14 protein-coding genes and 1 riboswitch are annotated in these 14,909 nt (G+C 58.4%); of the genes, 5 read left to right on the top strand and 9 right to left on the bottom strand.

The genetic code is table 11. The annotated features are described in order from the left end of the window. Positions 1 to 77: 77 nt before the first annotated feature. The gene (locus tag D3871_RS14315; protein ID WP_119769505.1) at positions 78 to 962 is read right to left on the bottom strand and encodes a dienelactone hydrolase family protein; all 885 of its coding nucleotides are present in this window, start codon (positions 960 to 962) and stop codon (positions 78 to 80) included. Between the two features lie 131 nt (positions 963 to 1,093). Next, positions 1,094 to 3,847 (bottom strand): DNA polymerase I, encoded by a 2,754-nt coding sequence (gene polA, locus D3871_RS14320; protein WP_119769506.1) that lies wholly within the window; start codon positions 3,845 to 3,847, stop codon positions 1,094 to 1,096. Here polA and D3871_RS14325 point away from each other — a divergent pair, their 5' ends adjacent. The 5 genes from D3871_RS14325 (at position 3,848) to D3871_RS14345 (ending at position 7,371) form a co-directional block, all read left to right on the top strand. Then, a complete protein-coding gene (locus D3871_RS14325) occupies positions 3,848 to 4,585 on the top strand; it encodes an LOG family protein (protein WP_119769507.1) in 738 nt (245 codons plus the stop codon). A gap of 152 nt (positions 4,586 to 4,737) precedes the next feature. Then, positions 4,738 to 5,124, top strand: a complete 387-nt coding sequence (locus D3871_RS14330; protein ID WP_158597940.1) for a DUF2782 domain-containing protein — start codon at positions 4,738 to 4,740, stop codon at positions 5,122 to 5,124. Between the two features lie 41 nt (positions 5,125 to 5,165). Further along, positions 5,166 to 6,122, top strand: a complete 957-nt coding sequence (locus D3871_RS14335; protein ID WP_119769509.1) for a homoserine kinase — start codon at positions 5,166 to 5,168, stop codon at positions 6,120 to 6,122. 2 nt (positions 6,123 to 6,124) lie between these two features. Further along, positions 6,125 to 6,907 (top strand): BPSS1780 family membrane protein, encoded by a 783-nt coding sequence (locus D3871_RS14340; protein WP_119769510.1) that lies wholly within the window; start codon positions 6,125 to 6,127, stop codon positions 6,905 to 6,907. A gap of 197 nt (positions 6,908 to 7,104) precedes the next feature. Beyond that, entirely contained in the window at positions 7,105 to 7,371 is a 267-nt protein-coding gene (locus tag D3871_RS14345; RefSeq protein ID WP_338016841.1) for a hypothetical protein, read from the top strand. Between the two features lie 17 nt (positions 7,372 to 7,388). Here the strand turns inward: D3871_RS14345 and D3871_RS14350 are convergent, their stop codons facing one another. The 7 genes from D3871_RS14350 to thiC all read right to left on the bottom strand — a co-directional run bounded on the left by D3871_RS14350 (position 7,389) and on the right by thiC (position 14,668). Continuing rightward, entirely contained in the window at positions 7,389 to 9,662 is a 2,274-nt protein-coding gene (locus D3871_RS14350) for a UvrD-helicase domain-containing protein (protein WP_119769511.1), read from the bottom strand. A gap of 107 nt (positions 9,663 to 9,769) precedes the next feature. Then, entirely contained in the window at positions 9,770 to 10,378 is a 609-nt protein-coding gene (gene thiE, locus D3871_RS14355) for a thiamine phosphate synthase (RefSeq protein ID WP_119769512.1), read from the bottom strand. Then, positions 10,375 to 11,163, bottom strand: a complete 789-nt coding sequence (gene thiD, locus D3871_RS14360; protein ID WP_119769513.1) for a bifunctional hydroxymethylpyrimidine kinase/phosphomethylpyrimidine kinase — start codon at positions 11,161 to 11,163, stop codon at positions 10,375 to 10,377. Before thiD ends, thiE begins: the two co-directional genes overlap by 4 nt. Further along, positions 11,163 to 11,969, bottom strand: a complete 807-nt coding sequence (locus D3871_RS14365; RefSeq protein WP_119769514.1) for a thiazole synthase — start codon at positions 11,967 to 11,969, stop codon at positions 11,163 to 11,165. The genes thiD and D3871_RS14365 overlap by 1 nt, the downstream gene beginning before the upstream one ends. Positions 11,970 to 12,064: 95 nt before the next feature. Further along, positions 12,065 to 12,448, bottom strand: a complete 384-nt coding sequence (locus D3871_RS14370) for an endonuclease domain-containing protein (protein ID WP_119769515.1) — start codon at positions 12,446 to 12,448, stop codon at positions 12,065 to 12,067. 100 nt (positions 12,449 to 12,548) lie between these two features. Next, positions 12,549 to 12,749 carry a sulfur carrier protein ThiS gene (gene thiS / locus D3871_RS14375; RefSeq protein WP_119769516.1) on the bottom strand — a complete coding sequence of 67 codons (201 nt, stop codon included), beginning with the start codon at positions 12,747 to 12,749 and terminating at the stop codon, positions 12,549 to 12,551. 5 nt (positions 12,750 to 12,754) lie between these two features. After that, positions 12,755 to 14,668: a phosphomethylpyrimidine synthase ThiC gene (gene thiC, locus D3871_RS14380; RefSeq protein WP_119769517.1), complete on the bottom strand. Its 1,914-nt coding sequence runs from the start codon at positions 14,666 to 14,668 to the stop codon at positions 12,755 to 12,757. A 49-nt stretch (positions 14,669 to 14,717) separates the two neighbouring features. Beyond that, a riboswitch (TPP riboswitch) is annotated at positions 14,718 to 14,835 on the bottom strand. Positions 14,836 to 14,909: the final 74 nt, after the last annotated feature.

The raw sequence follows: 14,909 nt of genomic DNA on the forward strand, positions 1-14,909 counted from the left end.
TGCAAAAAGCCGGCATTCAGCCGGCTTTTCGATGGTTCGCTTAGCGGCGCGTGAACGCCACTTCCCGCCGACGACGCTTACGCCACGCCGTTCGCCTTGAACCAGGCAACGCAACGCTGCCAACCTTCCCTGGCATCGGCTTCCAAATAGCTTGGACGGTAATCCGCATGGAATGCGTGACCGGAATTCGGAAACACGACAAACTCCGACTTATTCTTGCCATCGGCCAGCGCGGTCTTCATCTTTTCCACTGTATCGAGCGGAATGCCGGCATCCTTGCCGCCGTATAGGCCGAGCACGGGCACCGTCAGGTTGGGCGCGATATCGACCGGGTGCGCAGGCGCCAAGGCGGTCTTGTCGCCGACCAGACGACCATACCAGGCAACGCCAGCCTTGACCTTGGGATTATGCGCGGAATACAGCCATGTAATCCGCCCGCCCCAGCAGAAACCGGTAATACCCAGCTTGTCGGTATTGCCGCCGTTTTCCTTCGCATAGGCGACGAGCGCATCGAGGTCGCCCATGACCTGTTCATCGGGCACCTTGGAGACGACTTCTTTCACGACTTCAGGGACGGTTGCATACGAAGCAGGATTGCCCTGGCGGACAAACAGGTCCGGTGCCAAAGCAAGATAACCCAGCTTGGCGAAGCGCCTTGCAACATCGGCGATATGCTCGTGCACGCCGAAAATTTCGGATACCACCAGCACCACCGGCAAGTTCGACTTGCCTTCCGGCTGTGCACGATAGACGGGAACCTTCTGGCCCTTGACCATGATGCTGACTTCGCCTGCGGTCAGGCCGGACGTGTCGGTCTTGAGCACGCTTTGCGCGGCAACCGGCATGACGGCTGCGGCAAAGCCGGTGCCTAGCGCGGTCTTGAGAAAATCGCGGCGATCGACGCCATCCGACAACGGCGTCTTGGTGACCAGGCTATCAAAATCGTCTATGAAATTTTGCACAGAACATCCTCCGGAATGATGGACTTGCTTAAGTAAGGCGCTCCCGCAAATGTTCAGGAGCGGACCATGTTTTGCTTCTTCGCTTCTTCTTTAACCGCTTGCCGGATGGCGTATCGACCGAATCGACACGGTCAGTGCGCTTCATCCCAGTTCTTGCCAACGCCGACTTCTGCGATCAGCGGCACCTTCAGCTGCGCGACGCCGCGCATCAGTTCCGGCAGCTTGTCACGAATATACGACAATTCCGCCTCGGGCACTTCGAGCACCAGTTCGTCATGCACCTGCATCACCATTTTGGCTTGCATCCGCTCGGCTTCCAGCCAGTCCTGCACCGCGATCATCGACAACTTGATCAGGTCGGCGGCAGTACCCTGCATCGGTGCATTGATCGCGGCCCGTTCCGCCGCTTGGCGGCGCGGTCCGTTTGGTGAATTGATTTCCGCCAGCCACAGCCTGCGACCGAACACGGTTTCGACAAAGCCATGCGCCTTGGCCTGGATACGCGTCTCGGCCATGTATTGCGCGACACCGGGATAGCGCTGAAAGTATTTATCGATATACATTTGCGCGGCCGAGCGCTCGATACCAAGGTTGCTCGCCAGTCCGAATGCGCTCATGCCGTAGATCAAACCGAAATTGATGACCTTGGCATAGCGGCGCTGTTCGCTGGTGACTTCGGCCGGCGTGCTGCCGAAGATTTCTGCAGCGGTCGCGCGGTGAATATCCTCGCCTTCCGAGAAGGCGCGCAGCAGGCTGGCATCGCCCGAGATATGCGCCATGATGCGCAGCTCGATCTGCGAATAATCGGCGGATACGATCACACTACCCGGCGGCGCGATGAAGGCTTCGCGGATACGCCGGCCTTCGGCGGTGCGCACCGGGATGTTCTGCAGATTCGGCTCATTCGACGCCAGACGCCCGGTAACAGCGACTGCCTGCGCATAATTGGTATGCACGCGGCCGCTGTTGGGGTCGACCATTTTCGGTAGCTTGTCGGTGTAGGTCGACTTCAGCTTGGACAGGCTGCGATAGTCGAGCAGGACCTTCGGCAATGGATAATTTTCGGCCAGCTTTTGCAATACTTCCTCGTCGGTCGACGGGGTACCCGATGGTGTTTTCTTCACTACCGGCAGTTGCAGCTTGTCGAAAAAGATTTCGCCTATCTGCTTCGGCGAATTCAGGTTGAAGGGCTGGCCGGCCAGTTCATAGGCCTGCTTTTCCATTTCCATCATGCGCGTGCCGAGTTCATGCGACTGCTTTGCCAGCAGTTCGGTGTCGATCAGCACGCCGTTGCGTTCGATCTTTTGCAAGACGATCGAAGTCGGCACTTCGATCTTTTCATAGACGAAGCGCAGTCCTTCGTGCTGCGCGACATGCGGCCACATCGCGTTATGCAATTGCAGCGTGATATCGGCATCTTCGGCTGCATATTCGGTGGCGCGCTCGATAGCGACCTGGTCAAAGCAGATTTGCGAAGCGCCCTTGCCGCACACTTCTTCGTAAGTGACAGTCTTGCGATTGAGATGGCGCAGCGCAAGACTGTCCATGTCATGGCTTTTGTGCGACTCGAATACATAGGATTGCAGCAGCGTATCGTGCGCGATCCCGCGCACGGTAATGCCGTAATTGCCGAAGATGTGGCAATCGTATTTCAGGTGCTGGCCGACCTTGGGTTTGGACGGGTCTTCCAGCCACGGCTTGAGTTTCTCAAGCACCAGCTCGCGCGACAATTGAGTGGGCGCATCCTGGTAGCGGTGCGCGAGCGGAATATATGCGGCAACGCCCGGCTGGCAGCACAGCGAAATGCCGACCAGTTGCGCCTGCATGGCGTTGAGCGAAGTGGTTTCCGTATCGAAGGAAGTCAGCGCCGCTTTATCGATCGTGTCGAGCCAGTGCGCAAGGCGCTCTTCGGTACGCACGGTTTCATAATCGCTCGTCGTGACCAGCGCCGCGGAATCGAACAATCCGCCTTGCGGATCGGCCGCTTGCGATGGCGGCGCGGTCGGCTTGCCACCGGCGGTAGGATCGCCGGTCAATTCGCGCAGCCAGGTCTTGAAACCGTAGCGCTTGAAGAATTCAATCATCGCCTCATCGTCCACCGGCATGGCGACCAGCGATTCGGGAATCGACACCATATGCTTGGCCAGGTCGCAGTCGTGCCGGATCGTGATGAGCTTGCGCCCCATCGGCAGCCAGTCGAGCGCGCGACGCAGGTTCTCGCCGACCGCGCCGCCGATATTGGCCGCCTGCGCGATGATTTCATCGAGCGAACCATGTTGCGTCAACCATTTGACCGCGGTTTTCGGACCGACCTTGTCGACGCCCGGCACGTTGTCGACGGTGTCGCCGACCAGGGTCAGGTAATCGATGATGCGCTCGGGCGGCACGCCGAATTTGGCGATCACGCCGGCACGGTCGAGCTTTTCATTGGTCATCGTATTGATTAGCGTGACATGCTCGTTGACCAGTTGCGCCATATCCTTGTCGCCGGTCGACACCACCGCTTCCAACCCATGTTCGACCGCTTGCGCGGCCAGTGTGCCGATCACGTCGTCGGCTTCCACACCGTCCACCATCAGGATGGGCCAGCCGAGTGCGCGCACCGCTTCATGGATGGGCTCGATCTGTTTTGCCAGGTCTTCGGGCATCGAGGGACGATGCGCCTTGTATTCCGGATACAAGTCGTCGCGGAAGGTCTTGCCTTTTGCATCGAATACGCAGGCCATGTATCCTGCAGCATAGTCATTGCGCAGCTTGCGCAGCATGTTGATCATGCCGTAGATCGCGCCGGTCGGCGCGCCTTCGGAATTGCGCAAGTCGGGCATGGCATGGAAGGCACGGTACAGGTAGCTAGAACCGTCCACTAACAACAGGGTTTTATTCATATGGTGTCTAAGGGAAAAAACGTGCCGCGATTGCGGCAGATCGCCGACATCAGCCGCGCCACGGAAAAGAAGGCGCGCGAGTCGTGGCATATGCTCACGATTATGGCAGAGTTTATCGAGTCGACCGAACGGCTCGCGGAGTTGCGGCCGGCAGTGTCGATCTTCGGATCGGCGCGTACCAAGACTGACGATCCGGCCTACCAGAAAGCCATCGATATCGCGCGCCGCTTGTCCGACGCGGGGCTGGCCGTCATTTCCGGCGGCGGACCGGGCATCATGGAAGCCGCCAACAAAGGAGCTTTCGAGGGCGCTTCGTCGTCGGTCGGGCTGAACATCCAGCTGCCGCGAGAACAGAAAGGGAATGAATGGCAGGATATCTCGATCAGCTTCCGTCATTTCTTCGCGCGCAAGGTCGCTTTCGTCAAATATGCGGATGCCTATGTCGTGCTGCCCGGCGGCTTCGGCACGCTTGATGAGCTGACCGAAGTGCTGACCCTGATCCAGACCGGCACCTCGCGTCGCATACCGGTGATACTGGTCGGTACCGCATTCTGGGGCGGCCTGCTGGACTGGTTTCGCACGACCCTGCTGGCCGATGGCATGATCGAAGCCAAGGACCTGGATCTGGTACAACTGATTGACGAACCGGCAAACGTGGTCGATGCCATCTTTGCATTTTATGAAGCGCGCGAAGATCTGCTCACGCCCGCCAGCAAGGAACCGGGCGCATATTTGTGACAAAGGCTGCCGAAGACCGGGGTGCGGTTTGTTAGAATGTTGCGTTGGGGCTTGAGTTTTTCGCTCTTCATCGTATTCACAACAAGATAAGCTTTGTTATGCGCACATTTTTGGTCCGGTCCCTCATGGTGGCATGCGTTGCAGCTTTTGCAATGTCGCTGACGGCAAGGGCTCAGCAACCCGTCGGCAATACGCCGCCCCCTCCCGCCCTGCAACCCCTGGACGAGGGCGAAGAGCCTGCGGTGACCATCCGCCAGCCGGACCGGCAAGGCAAGACGACGGAAAAACGTGCGCCGGGCGGCAAAGTCACCGAAATCAAGGTGACGAGCGGCGGCAGCACCTATTACCTCAAACCCAATGATTCCTCCGGCAGCGCCTTGCCCGGCGACGGCCAAGCCAGCAGCATGCGGGCTGCGCAATGGGAAGTGCTGGAATTCGACTTCAGCCGGCCACAAGAGGCAAAAGAAGTCGAAGCCGCGCAGTCCGGACAAGCCGATCTTGCGCCCGTGCCGCCCTCACCCACACCTGCGCGGAAGTAAGCGCCCAGTTTTCCCGAACCCTTTCTTTTTCGATTTCGCTCATGGCAGTCTTCACTCCGGTCAATCTGGATGACCTTACCGACTGGATGCACCAGTTCAAGCTTGGCAAGCCGCTCGCCATCAAAGGCATTGCCTCCGGCATTGAAAATTCCAACTTTTTCCTGACGACCGAGACCGGCGAATTCGTCCTGACGATTTTCGAACAACTGAGTTTTGCGCAACTGCCGTTCTATCTGCATTTGATGCGCCACCTTGCCGAGCGCGGCGTGCTGGTGCCGGTACCCATTGCCAACCAGCAGGGAGAAATCATCCATACGCTGCACGGCAAGCCGGCATCCATCGTGACCAAGCTGGAAGGCGCCTCCCAGCTTGATCCCAGGCCCGTACATTGCGCGGCAGTCGGTGCGATGCTGGCCAAAATGCATATGGCCGGCGAAGACTTCGGCATTCGCCAGCCGAATCTGCGCGGGCTGGACTGGTGGCAAGCCACCACACCGGTGGTACTGCCGTATCTGCCGGAAGACCAGCAACATCTGTTGCGCGCGGAAATCCATGCGCAGGAAGCCTTCGCCGCTTCCGCCATCTACCGGCAGTTGCCGCATGGCCCGGTCCATGCGGATCTGTTCCGCAACAATGTCATGTTTGACGGCGAACGTCTGACCGGTTTCTTCGATTTTTACTTTGCCGGCTGCGATACCTGGATCTTTGACGTGGCTGTGACGGTCAACGATTGGTGCATCGACCTTGAAACCGGTGCGCTCGACTTTGCCCGCGCACGTGCGATGCTGGATGCTTATCATGCGGTACGCCCGTTCAACGAAGCAGAAAAGCATGCCTGGAAACCGGTGCTGCAAGCCGGCGCACTGCGTTTCTGGTTGTCGCGGCTGTACGATTTCCATTTGCCGCGCGAAGCCGAAATGCTGACCCCACACGATCCGACGCATTTCGAACGCATCCTGCGCCAGCGTATCGAGAACCCGGTTCCCCAACTATATTAAGAATGGAAAAATTACCCGCAAATGCCGGTTGGCTCTGGGTGAAGGAAGGCTTTGCGCTATTCCGCAAGCAGCCCGCCGAGATGTCAACGCTGTTCCTTGCCTACATGTTCCTGATGCTTGCTTTAGGCATCGTGCCGCTGCTCGGCCAGATCCTGCCGATGGTCCTGATACCGGTGTTTTCGATGGCTTTCATGCAAGCCTGTACCCAGATCGAAAAAGGCAAGAAGGTCTATCCCAACCTGTTGCTGACCGGATTCCGCTCGCCCGCCTTTCCTTCGCTGCTCAAGCTGGGCGTACTGTATCTGGTCGCCGCCGTAGCTGCGGTCGCCGCTTCTGCATTGATCGACGGCGGCGTGTTCTGGCAAGTCATGAGCAGCGACCAGGCGCTGGACCGGGACACGATTCGCAATTCCAACATGTCATTGGCGATGCTGTTTTCAGCGGCGGTCTACACGCCGGCCGCCATGGCATTCTGGTATGCGGCGCCGTTGATTTTCTGGCAAAAAATGGGGGTCGGCAAGGCCGTGTTCTACAGCTTTTTTGCCGTCAAGCGCTCGGGCAAGGCATTTATCGTATATGGATTGTCGTGGCTGCTGATCGGCGTCCTGATGCCGGCCATGGTCAGCAGCCTGATCGCGATGCTGGTCGCCAAGGCCTTCGTTGTGATGCTGGTTCTGCTGCCCTTGTCCCTGATGCTCACGGTCATCATGTACTGCTCGTTTTACCCGACCTACACAAGCGTTTTCGGCCATCCGGAGACGACGGGAGCTGCCATACCGGAATAAGGCTTTGCGGTTAGTGTCGAGAGGCAACAAAGTAACTATACTTCCCTTGTCTCCCCGACCGGTTGCATCAGGCATCCATTCCGCAAAGGAATTCCGATGATCAAGAAGATCGGAATCCGCCGGCTCAAGCTGGGCCACGACTGGGCGGCTTCGAATGGTGCAAATTCCATTTCAATCCGCAGCATGTGCAAAGCTTCATGCGTTGCGTCGGCATTTATCCGGTGGGTACGCTGGTGCTGCTGGAATCGGGCCGTCTTGGTGTCGTGACTGAGCCGCATGAGACCAATCTGCTGGCGCCGAAGGTCAATGTGTTTTTCAGCACCAAGTCCAACACCTATATCAAGCCGATACAGGTGGATTTGTCCAAGCCGCTGGGCATGGGCGGCGGCGACAAGAGTGTCAGCCATCAGTCGCCGGAAAAGTGGCGTGTGGATCCGATGAAGTTTTTCAATCTTTCAGCGTAGCCACGATGCCGATTTCGCTATCCGCCCACCCGTTCCAGCTTCGCGATATTCAAATCCAGCAGCTTCATCCCGTGCCTGCCGAAATTGATATGCGCGCGTGAATTGGTGCCGCTGCCTTCGATATTGACGATCACGCCTTCGCCGAACTTCTGGTGCGCCACGGTTTCGCCGATGCGCCAGCCGACATCCTTGCGCACGAAGCTTTGCGCGATGGTGTTGACGCCGCTTTCGGGCGCATCATCCCATGCCGACTTCTTGTTGCCGAACCAGTGGTGCTGCAGCTTGGGCGACAGCCATTTCAGCGCGCCTTCCGGCAGTTCATCGAAAAAGCGCGACTTCATGTTGTAGCGCGTCTGGCCATGCAGCATGCGGGTCTGCGAAAAGCTCATATACAGCCGCTTCTTGGCGCGCGTGATCGCCACATACATCAGGCGCCGCTCTTCTTCCATGCCGCCTTCTTCCTTCGCGCTGTTCTCATGCGGGAACAAGCCTTCTTCCAGGCCGGTGATGAATACCGCATCGAATTCCAGGCCCTTGGCGGAATGCACGGTCATCAGCTGCAGCGCATCCTGGCCGGCCTGCGCCTGGTTGTCGCCGGCTTCCAGCGAAGCATGCGACAGGAAGGCCGACAGCGGTGACATTACCGTGGGCAGTGGCGCGTCAGCATCGATCACTTCATCGCCATTGGGCAGCGGCGTACCGGCGGTGGCCTGTGCCTTCGGCCCCAGGAAAGCCGGCGAATCGATACCGAAACCTTCTTCCGACACGAACAGCATCGCCGCACTGACCAACTGCTCCAGGTTTTCGATGCGGTCGGCGCCTTCCTTTTCGGTCTGGTAATGCGGAATCAACCCGCTCATGTCGAGCATGACCTTGACCATTTCCTGCAGCGGCAGGTTTTGCGTTTCAAAGCGCATCGCCTCGACCAGCTTGACGAAGGAACCGAGCGACGAACCCGCCTTGCCCGCAACATAAGGCACTGCCGCATACAGCGAAATGCCGTACTGGCGCGAGGCATCCTGCAGCTGCTCGATCGAGCGCGCACCGATACCGCGCGTCGGAAAATTCACCACGCGCAGGAAGGCCGAGTCGTTGTGCGGATTGTCCATCAACTGTAGGTAGGCAATCGCATGCTTGATTTCAGCACGTTCGAAAAAGCGCTGTCCGCCATACACGCGGTAGGGAATGCCGGCGGTGAACAAGGCGTGTTCGATCACGCGCGACTGCGCATTGGACCGGTACAGGATCGCAACCTCGCTGCGCAGCGCGCCCTCATTGATCAGGCTCTTGGCTTCCTCGATGATCCATTGCGCTTCCTGGATATCGCTGCTGGCTTCATAGATGCGGACCGGCTCGCCATGCCCCGCGTCGGTGCGCAGGTTTTTGCCGAGACGCTTGCTGTTGTTGGCGATCAGCGTATTGGCGGTATCGAGGATGTGGCCGTGCGAACGATAATTCTGTTCCAGCTTGATCAGGTTTTGCACGCGGAATTCGCGTTCAAAGGCAACCATGTTGCCGACATTGGCGCCGCGGAATGCATAGATGCTCTGGTCATCGTCGCCGACCGCGAATACGGCATTGTGTTCGCCGGCCATCAGCTTGAGCCAGTTGTATTGCAGGTTGTTCGTGTCCTGGAATTCGTCGACCAGGATATGGCGGAAGCGCGATTGATAATGCTCGCGCAACGGCTGGTTGCGGCTCAGCAGTTCATAACTACGCAACAAGAGTTCGGCAAAGTCGACCACACCTTCGCGCTGGCACTGATTGTCATATGCGTCGTAAAGTTCGACGAAGCGGCGATTGTATTCGTCATGCGCTTCGACATCCTTGGCGCGCAAGCCCTGGTCTTTTGCGCCATTGATGAAATACATCAGATTGCGCGGCGGGTATTTTTCATCGTCGACATTGAGCGCCTTGAGCAGGCGCTTGATCATCGATAGCTGATCGGCGGAATCGAGAATTTGAAACGTCTGGGGCAAGCCGGCGTCGCGATAGTGGGCGCGCAACAACCGATTGCACAAGCCGTGGAAGGTGCCGATCCACATGCCGCGTGTATTGATCGGCAACATTGCGGACAGGCGCGACAGCATTTCCTTCGCGGCCTTGTTGGTAAACGTCACCGCAAGAATGCCGGTTGGAGAAACCTGTCCGGTCTGCACCAGCCATGCGATACGTGTTGTCAGAACGCGGGTCTTTCCGGAGCCCGCACCGGCCAGGATCAGCGCCGGCTGCGCCGGCAAAGTGACTGCCGCAAGTTGCTCGGGATTGAGATTATGGAGAAGATTTTGCATCCACCGATTATAAGCCCGTGGCGCAACATGCTCGCGGCAATATCGGCTGCCACATGCCCGCATGGACCGGCATGTTGACAGTTTGCTTAGGCAAACTGTCAAGACTGCTATGCGAACAGACTGGCGAAACCACGCGCCGCAGTTTCGGGATCATCCACCATATATACACTGCTGATCGCAGCCACCATGTCGGTACCAAGCGCAACCAATGGAGTTGCATTTTCCCGGGTCATGCCACCAATGACGACGTTGGGCAAAGGCACTTCGGCCTTCGCCTCGGTGATGATTTCGGGCGACGTATGGAAGTCGTATTTCTTTACGCGCGAAGGATAAAAGCCGCCGAATGCCACATAGCTTGCGCCGGCGGCATGCGCCTCTTGCGCAAGCGACAGCGTGCCGTAGCATGACGCGCCGACAATCTTCGTCGGCCCGACCATCGCACGTGCCTGCGCCACTGACGCATCGGTGCCGCCGACATGAACGCCGTCGGCATCGATCTCTATGCACAGTTCCACATGGTCGTTGATGATGAAGGGGCGTGCATAACGGCGGCAGAGTTGCTGCAACGCTTGCGCCTGCTCGCGGCGCAACGCGGCCGCTGCGGTCTTGTGCCGGTATTGCACCAATGCGGCGCCGCCACGCAGCCCCGCTTCCGTTACCCGCACCAGTTCTTGTGTGTCATCCCAATCGGGTGTGACCAGATATAAACCTTTCATGCATTGTTCTCCAAAGTCGCACTGCGGTCCGGAATACGCTGACCGTCGGCGATCGCGTACGAAGATATCAGCGCATGCTGGCAATATGCCTGCGCCGATTCAAGTGCCTCGGACATCGGTTTGCCAAGCGCCAGCAAGGCCGCGATCGCCGACGCCAGCGTGCATCCGCTGCCGTGAAAATGTCCATTCAGCCTGGGCCAGGTCCAGGTGTGCTGACCGCCATGCGAATACCAGCGGTTGACGACATCGGGTTCCTGACCATGCCCGCCCTTGATCAATACGTTGGGGCACTGGAACAAAAGCTTGTCGGCCTGTGCTTCGATGCGGCGCTCTCCGCCGCACAGCACTTCGGCCTCGGGCAGGTTGGGCGTGATTATCGTCGCCAGCGGCAGTAGCATTGCCATCGCCTGCAAGGGATTGTCTTGCGACAAGGTATCGCCATGGCCGCTGGCCAGCACCGGATCAAGCACCACATGCAGATCCGGCTTGCGTTCCCTGAGCAATTTGATCGTTTCGGCGATTGCCTCGGCGTTGGCGCGGTTGCCAACGATGCCGATTTTCACCGCGGCCACGTCTATTTTTTCAATCAATACCTGTGCCTGCCGCTGCACCAGTTGCGCCGATACGGCTTGCACCTGATACACCCTGTCATTGTCCTGCACGGTAAGCGCAGTAATGACTGACAACGGGTGCGCACCCAGCGCGGCGATAGCCTGAATATCGGCCTGCACGCCGGCTCCGCTGCTGGGATCGGATCCGGCGAACACCAGCACGCTTGGTCGCATCACGTTGCCCGGCCTTCCATCGGCGACGATGGCGATGCGGCAAAACGCTTGGCGATGCGCCCGGCGAGATAGGCTTCGCGCCCCGCTTCAACCGCCAGCTTCATCGCGCGCGCCATGCGGATCGGGTCGCGCGCACCGGCGATCGCGGTATTCATCAATACGCCGTCGCAACCGAGTTCCATCGCAATCGCCGCATCGGAAGCGGTCCCGACACCGGCATCGACCAGCACCGGCACCTTGGCCTGCTCGATGATCAGCGACAGGTTCCATGGATTGAGGATGCCCATGCCGGAACCGATCAGCGACGCCAGCGGCATCACCGCGACGCAACCGATCTGTTCGAGCATCCTTGCCTGGATAGGATCGTCGCTGCAATAGACCATCACATCGAAGCCATCCTGCACCAGGGTCTCGGCAGCCTTCAGGGTTTCCGGCATGTTGGGAAACAGGGTCTTCTCGTCCCCCAAAACTTCCAGCTTGACCAGCTTGTGGCCGTTCAACAATTCCCGCGCCAGTTGCAAGGTGTAGACCGCATCCTTGGCGTTGTAGCAGCCTGCGGTATTCGGCAGGATGGTATAGCGCGAGGGCGGCACCACATCGAGCAGATTCGGCGCGCTTGGGTCTTGCCCAATGTTGACGCGCCGGATTGCCACAGTAATGATGTCGGCGCCGCTGGCTTCGGTCGCGGCACGGGTTTCTTCCAGGTCGCGGTATTTGCCGCTGCCGACCAGCAGGCGGGAGCCGTAGGTCTTGCCGGCGATGGTGAGCCCCTGATCGCTCTGAGTGATGCTGTTTTGATTGCTCATGAAATCTCCTTAATGCACTGAGTTTTTTTGCCAACTATTCAGAGAAGAATGTGATGGGCACAGTATCCTTGCCATAGCTACGCTCTCCCTCCCCTTCAAGGGCACCCGGCATAGGGGGAGGGCTGGGGTGGGGATGGGTTCAAAACATTCCAAATCATCTGAACCACTGCATCTGTTTCGGTCAACACTTCGTTATTCCAAAATCGCAAGACAGTGAATCCAGCGATAGACAACTTCGCCGAACGAATTTCGTCGTACTGATGGTTCTCCACGTGCTGAGACCCATCGACTTCAATAACAAGCTTCCGTTCCAGACAGACAAAATCCAATACGTAGGTATCGAATGGATGTTGGCGTCGAAATTTGCAGCCCAGTTGTTCTCGACGCAAACGCTGCCACAGCTTTTGTTCGGCGTCGGTCATTGTTTTTCTCAATGACTTTACGGCGGGTCTGACAAATGTGTTTGTTTGTCCTTGCATTACTTACCCCATCCCCACCCTACCCCTCCCCTTGAAAGGGAGGGAACTTCAAGGTCTTGCCAACTTGCAGTTAAAAATCGGCCTCTGAAAGTCTCACTATTCAACCACCACCAATCGCACGCACGATATCGACCCGATCGTTCGGACAAAGCAGCCGTTCAACCCACATCTGCCTCGGCACGACTTCGCGATTGATCGCCACTGCCAGCGACTTGCCAACCAAATCCAGCGAAGCAATTAATCCCTGCACGTTTTCATTGTCGGCAACCGCATGCGGCACACCGTTCAATTCAATCTCCATGGCCCTTACTGCTTGCGATAGATTTCGGCGCCGCTCTTGACGAATTCGACCGCCTTGACTTCCATGCCTTTCTTCAGCGCCTGCTCGTCCGAAATGCCCTGGCTGGCCGCATAGTCGCGCACATCCTGGGTGATCTTCATCGAGCAAAAATGCGGACCGCACATCGAACAGAAATGCGCGACTTTCGCCGAGTCCTTGGGCAAGGTCTCGTCATGGAATTCACGCGCCTTGTCCGGATCGAGACCGATGTTGAACTGGTCTTCCCAGCGGAATTCGAAACGCGCTTTCGACAACGCGTTGTCGCGGATCTGCGCGCCCGGATGCCCCTTCGCAAGATCAGCCGCATGCGCCGCCAGCTTGTAGGTGATGATGCCTTCCTTGACATCGTCCTTGTTGGGCAAGCCCAGGTGTTCCTTCGGTGTGACGTAGCACAGCATCGCGGTACCGTACCAGCCGATCATGGCCGCGCCGATGCCGGAGGTGATGTGGTCGTAGCCCGGTGCGATGTCGGTGGTCAATGGGCCGAGCGTATAGAACGGCGCTTCATGGCACTGCTCCAGCTGCAGGTCCATGTTTTCCTTGATCAGGTGCATCGGCACATGGCCGGGCCCTTCGATCATCACTTGCACATCATGCTTCCAGGCGATCTGCGTGAGTTCGCCCAGCGTCTTCAGTTCGCCCAGCTGCGCTTCGTCGTTGGCATCGTAAATCGAGCCCGGGCGCAAGCCGTCGCCCAGCGAGAACGACACGTCATAGGCTTTCATGATGGCGCAGATATCTTCGAAATGTTCGTACAGGAAGGATTCCTTGTGATGCGCGAGACACCATTTCGCCATGATCGAGCCGCCACGCGACACGATGCCGGTCATGCGCTTGGCCGTCAGCGGCACATATTGCAGCCGCACGCCGGCATGGATCGTGAAGTAGTCGACGCCCTGTTCGGCCTGCTCGATCAGCGTGTCGCGGAAGATTTCCCAGGTCAGGTCTTCGGCCTTGCCATTGACCTTTTCCAGCGCCTGGTAAATCGGCACGGTCCCGATCGGCACCGGCGAATTGCGGATGATCCATTCGCGGGTTTCATGGATGTGCTTGCCGGTCGACAGGTCCATCACGGTATCGCCGCCCCAACGGATGGCCCAGGTCATTTTTTCGACTTCTTCGCCGATCGACGAGGTGACGGCGGAGTTGCCGATATTGGCATTGATCTTGACCAGGAAATTGCGGCCGATGATCATCGGTTCGATTTCCGGGTGATTGATGTTGGCGGGAATGATGGCGCGGCCGCAGGCGATTTCGGAGCGCACGAATTCCGGCGTGATCTCGGCAGGAATCGCCGCGCCAAAGCTGTGGCCGGGATGCTGGCGCCCCATCAGGTCGGCCAGTTTCTGTCCCATCGGACCGGAGGCTTTCAGGCCCTCCAAGTACTCCTTGCGGCGCAGGTTTTCCCGGATCGCGATGTATTCCATTTCCGGCGTGATGATGCCCTGGCGCGCATAGTGCATCTGGGTCACATTCTTGCCAGCCAGCGCGCGGCGCGGCTTGCGGTGCAAATTGAAGCGCAGCTCGGCCAACTTGGGGTCGTTCAGGCGCTCGACGCCGTAGTGCGAGGTCGGGCCGGGCAATTCTTCGGTATCGTGGCGTTCGGCGATCCAGCCGGCACGCACTGCGGCCAGCCCGGAGCGGATGTCGATCTTGACCGCCGGGTCGCTGTAGGGACCGGAGGTGTCATAGACGGTGATCGGCGGGTTCTGTTCCGCGCCGAATGACGCCGGGGTATCGGACTGGCTGATTTCGCGCATCGGCACGCGGATATCGGGGCGCGAACCTTCGACATAAATCTTGCGGGAATTGGGCAGCGGCTGGATGGCGGCTTCGTCGACCGTGGCGGTGGCGGCGAGGAATGGCGGATGGGCGTTCATGTTGCTCCTTTGCTAAAACGATAAAGCGAAGGAGCGGCGGAAGAGTGGTGCGTGTTTCCGGTTGCTTCCCTTCGCTGGCATTATCCAGATCAGGTTCAAGGGTATTTCTCACCCGGCGTGCGCTTGATTCAACAATTTCAAGCGGGCCAGGACCCCTAGCATTGGTCATGTGGCATGACTTCGGCGAATTATACGCGGATCTGCGCGGATGTCAGCCATCGCGTCCTTTATAATGGTTAGT

This window comes from Noviherbaspirillum saxi, assembly GCF_003591035.1.
GTDB lineage: Bacteria > Pseudomonadota > Gammaproteobacteria > Burkholderiales > Burkholderiaceae_D > Noviherbaspirillum > Noviherbaspirillum saxi.